The sequence below is a fragment of the Mariniluteicoccus endophyticus genome, from assembly GCF_054780035.1.
The window spans coordinates 1-5390 of sequence record NZ_BAAGXC010000039.1 but is presented as its reverse complement, the minus strand read 5'-3'; the positions used below and the strand labels follow the sequence as shown (position 1 = coordinate 5390).

Genomic DNA, 5390 nt, shown 5'->3' with positions numbered 1-5390 from the left:
GTCCTAGTCTCCCACACACTCCCGTGTGCAGTACCATCGGCGCTGTAAGGCTTGACTTCCGGGTTCGGAATGGGACCGGGTATTTCCCTTACGCTATGGTCACCGAAACTCTATGGAGATATCCGCGGCACCAACAATGTTGGCTCGACCGTACCTCGAGAGACCTCACAGTGGACGCGTAGCATCTTCGTAGCAAAATCATGAAGAAAAGTGTGTGTTATCAAGCCCTCGGACTATTAGTATCGGTCAGCTCCACACATTACTGTGCTTCCACATCCGACCTATCACCCGGTGGTCTTCCGGGGTCCTTAACCAAAATGGTGGGAGCCCTCATCTTGAAGCGTGCTTCCCGCTTAGATGCTTTCAGCGGTTATCACTTCCCAACGTAGCCAACCAGCCGTGCCCTTGGCAGGACAACTGGCACACCAGAGGTTAGTCCGTCCCGGTCCTCTCGTACTAAGGACAGCTCTTCTCAAGACTCCTACGCGCGCAGCGGATAGGGACCGAACTGTCTCACGACGTTCTAAACCCAGCTCGCGTGCCGCTTTAATGGGCGAACAGCCCAACCCTTGGGACCGACTCCAGCCCCAGGATGCGACGAGCCGACATCGAGGTGCCAAACCATGCCGTCGCTATGGACGCTCGGGCAAGATCAGCCTGTTATCCCCGGGGTACCTTTTATCCGTTGAGTGACGGCGCTTCCACATGCCACCGTCAGATCACTAGTCCCGACTTTCGTCCCTGCTCGACATGTCTGTCTCACAGTCAAGCTCCCTTGTGCACTTACACTCAAAACCTGATTGCCAACCAGGCTGAGGGAACCTTTGGGCGCCTCCGTTACCTTTTGGGAGGCGACCGCCCCAGTCAAACTACCCATCAGGCACTGTCCCTGAACCAGATCATGGTCCGAGGTTAGATAACCAGAACAACCAGAGTGGTATTTCAACGTTGACTCCACACTCACTGGCGTGAATGCTTCACAGTCTCCCACCTATCCTACACAAGCTGTACCGATCACCAATACCAAACTATAGTAAAGGTCCCGGGGTCTTTCCGTCCTGCTGCGCGTAACGAGCATCTTTACTCGTAGTGCAATTTCGCCGAGTTCGTGGTGGAGACAGTAGGGAAGTCGTTACTCCATTCGTGCAGGTCGGAACTTACCCGACAAGGAATTTCGCTACCTTAGGATGGTTATAGTTACCACCGCCGTTTACTGGGGCTTAAGTTCACCGCTTCGCTCACGCTGACAGTTCCCCTTAACCTTCCAGCACCGGGCAGGAGTCAGTCCGTATACATCGTCTTACGACTTGGCACGGACCTGTGTTTTTAGTAAACAGTCGCTTCCCCCTGGTCTCTGCGACCCTCAACGCTCAAACAGAAAATGTCATCACGAATCAGGTCCCCCTTATTCCGAAGTTACGGGGGTATTTTGCCGAGTTCCTTCACCACGATTATCTCGATCGCCTTGGTATTCTCTACCTATCCACCTGTGTCGGTTTGGGGTACGGGCGGCTCACAGACTCGCTCACGAAGATTTTCTAGGCAGCATAGGATCACCCACTCGACAGAACGTGTTCTGTCCAGCCATCATGTCTCAGGCACACAACACGCGGATTTGCCTACGTGTCACCCTACACACTTAGCCCGGGACAACCATCGCCCGGGATGGGCTACCTTCCTGCGTCCCTCCGCAGCTTGCCTACTACAAGTTCGGGTCGAAGAGTCACCACCCATCACCCCGAAGGGATCCGAGCGGCTTCCATCCTTAGCATCACCTGATTCAGCATGGGCGTCTGTACGCCGGTACGGGAATATCAACCCGTTGTCCATCGACTACGCCTGTCGGCCTCGCCTTAGGTCCCGACTCACCCAGGGCAGATTAGCTTGACCCTGGAACCCTTGGATATTCGGCGGACGGGTTTCTCACCCGTCATTCGCTACTCATGCCTGCATTCTCACTCGTGTGCTCTCCACGACTGGGTCACCCCGCCGCTTCGTCGCGCACACGACGCTCCCCTACCCATCCACACACCTGGACCGAAGCCAGGTACACGCGTGAATGCCACAACTTCGGCGGATAGCTTGAGCCCCGCTAAATTGTCGGCGCAGAATCACTTGACCAGTGAGCTATTACGCACTCTTTCAAGGATGGCTGCTTCCAAGCCAACCTCCTGGTTGTCACCGCAACTCCACATCCTTTTCCACTTAGCTATCGCTTAGGGGCCTTAGTTGGTGATCTGGGCTGTTTCCCTCTCGACGATGAAGCTTATCCCCCACCGTCTCACTGCCGTCCTCTCACTTACCGGCATTCGGAGTTTGGTTAATTTCGGTAAGCTTGTGGGCCCCCTAGACTATCCAGTGCTCTACCTCCGGCAAGAAACAGACGACGCTGCACCTAAATGCATTTCGGGGAGAACCAGCTATTACGGAGTTTGATTGGCCTTTCACCCCTATCCACAGCTCATCCCCCCCATTTTCAACTGAGGTGGGTTCGGTCCTCCACGACGTCTTACCGTCGCTTCAACCTGGCCATGGATAGATCACTCCGCTTCGGGTCTAGAGCATGCGACTCAACCGCCCTGTTCGGACTCGCTTTCGCTACGGCTACCCCACACGGGTTAACCTCGCCACATACCACTAACTCGCAGGCTCATTCTTCAAAAGGCACGCCGTCACCCCGAAAGGCTCCGACGGATTGTAGGCAATCGGTTTCAGGTACTATTTCACTCCCCTCCCGGGGTACTTTTCACCTTTCCCTCACGGTACTTGTCCGCTATCGGTCACCAAGGAGTATTTAGGCTTAGCGGGTGGTCCCGCCAGATTCACACGAGATTTCAGGGGTCCCGTGCTACTTGGGGTGACATCAACCAGTGACAACATTACGACTACAGGGGTATTACCTTCTGTGCCGGACCTTCCCAGAGTCCTTCGTCTTCCGTCATCATTTCTTACTGGCCGACCGACCGGCAGATCGATCACGATGGCCCCACAACCCCAGACATGCAACGCCCGCCGGCTATCACACACGCCTGGTTTGGCCTCTTCCGCGTTCGCTCGCCACTACTTACGGAATCACTGTTGTTTTCTCTTCCTATGGGTACTGAGATGTTTCACTTCCCCACGTTCCCTCCCACACCCCTATATATTCAGGATGGGGTCGCCGGACATTACTCCGGTCACCTTCGAGGTTTCCCTATTCGGAAATCCCCGGATCAAAGCTCGTTTACCAGCTCCCCGGGGCTTATCGCAGGTTACAACGTCCTTCATCGGCTCTTGGTGCCTAGGCATCCACCGATTGCCCTTAGTAGCTTGAAAAATAACACTCGTTCAAAAAATCACTACAAAGATGCTCGCGTCCACTGTGAAGTTCTCAACATACGGGCGACACCCCGACCCACACCAGCAACCACCGGCCCAGACCAAGGTCCGCAACAAGAAACCCACCCCACCAGGAGTCGATCCCTCAGGACCCAACAGCGTGCTCCACCCAACCCCAGACACCCGAACGTTCCACACCCCACCACAGCGAGGCAGTACTAGACACGAGCACCCAGACCCAGGCTCAGGCCAATGTTCCACAATCCAGAGCCACCCCCCACCACACATCCGGCGATGACAAGGGTGCATGAACAACCCACCGAAGCAGGCCGCCACAAAAGCTCCTTAGAAAGGAGGTGATCCAGCCGCACCTTCCGGTACGGCTACCTTGTTACGACTTAGTCCTAATTACCAGCCCCACCTTCGACGGCTCCCCCCACAAGGGTTGGGCCACCGGCTTCGGGTGTTGCCGACTTTCATGACTTGACGGGCGGTGTGTACAAGGCCCGGGAACGTATTCACCGCAGCGTTGCTGATCTGCGATTACTAGCGACTCCGACTTCATGGGGTCGAGTTGCAGACCCCAATCCGAACTGAGACAGGCTTTTTGGGATTCGCTCAACCTCACGGTCTCGCAGCCCTCTGTACCTGCCATTGTAGCATGCGTGAAGCCCTGGACATAAGGGGCATGATGACTTGACCTCATCCCCACCTTCCTCCGAGTTGACCCCGGCAGTCTCCTATGAGTCCCCAACCGAATTGCTGGCAACATAGGACGAGGGTTGCGCTCGTTGCGGGACTTAACCCAACATCTCACGACACGAGCTGACGACAGCCATGCACCACCTGTACACCGACCTTACGGGGCAACCATCTCTGGCTGTTTCCGGTGTATGTCAAACCCAGGTAAGGTTCTTCGCGTTGCATCGAATTAATCCGCATGCTCCGCCGCTTGTGCGGGCCCCCGTCAATTCCTTTGAGTTTTAGCCTTGCGGCCGTACTCCCCAGGCGGGGCACTTAATGCGTTAGCTACGGCACGGATCACGTGGAATGTGACCCACACCTAGTGCCCACCGTTTACGGCGTGGACTACCAGGGTATCTAAGCCTGTTTGCTCCCCACGCTTTCGCTTCTCAGCGTCAGGAAAGTCCCAGAGAACCGCCTTCGCCACCGGTGTTCCTCCTGATATCTGCGCATTCCACCGCTCCACCAGGAATTCCGTTCTCCCCTAACTTCCTCTAGTCAGCCCGTATCGGAAGCAAGCTCAGAGTTAAGCCCTGAGTTTTCACTTCCGACGCGACAAACCGCCTACAAGCTCTTTACGCCCAATAATTCCGGACAACGCTCGGACCCTACGTATCACCGCGGCTGCTGGCACGTAGTTGGCCGGTCCTTCTTCTGCAGGTACCGTCACTTGCGCTTCGTCCCTGCTGAAAGCGGTTTACAACCCGAAGGCCGTCATCCCGCACGCGGCGTTGCTGCATCAGGCTTCCGCCCATTGTGCAATATTCCCCACTGCTGCCTCCCGTAGGAGTCTGGGCCGTATCTCAGTCCCAGTGTGGCCGGTCGCCCTCTCAGGCCGGCTACCCGTCGAAGCCTTGGTGAGCCACTACCTCACCAACAAGCTGATAGGCCGCGAGCCCATCCCTCACCGAAAAACTTTCCACAAACCACCATGCGATGACATGTGAATATCCAGTATTAGACACCCTTTCGAGTGCTTATCCCAGAGTGAAGGGCAGGTTGCTCACGTGTTACTCACCCGTTCGCCACTCGTGTACCCCGAAGGGCCTTACCGTTCGACTTGCATGTGTTAAGCACGCCGCCAGCGTTCGTCCTGAGCCAGGATCAAACTCTCCGTTGAAAAATATCACCAAACCCCACAAGGGGCACAGGCGTCAAACAACATCAAGCAATCACCAGGCAAACCAGAAAAACATCTGGCCCAATAATCTACTCAAAGAAATCCAACACCAACCACCCCACCACAAACACAGTGAGACAACCAGTGCCGGGAACACACAAACATAACATCTGTGCATATAATATTTGGCATTGACTTTAAGCACGCT

The 5390-nt window shown here is 55.5% G+C and carries 3 rRNA genes; all 3 read right to left on the bottom strand.

The window, feature by feature from the left end:
• A 5S ribosomal RNA gene (rrf, locus tag ACYVGD_RS16390) occupies window positions 1-107 on the bottom strand; the annotation flags it as partial.
• A 109-nt stretch (window positions 108-216) separates the two neighbouring features.
• A 23S ribosomal RNA gene (locus ACYVGD_RS16385) occupies window positions 217-3315 on the bottom strand.
• A gap of 352 nt (window positions 3316-3667) precedes the next feature.
• Window positions 3668-5182, bottom strand: a 16S ribosomal RNA gene (locus ACYVGD_RS16380).
• Between the last annotated feature and the right edge of the window lie 208 nt (window positions 5183-5390).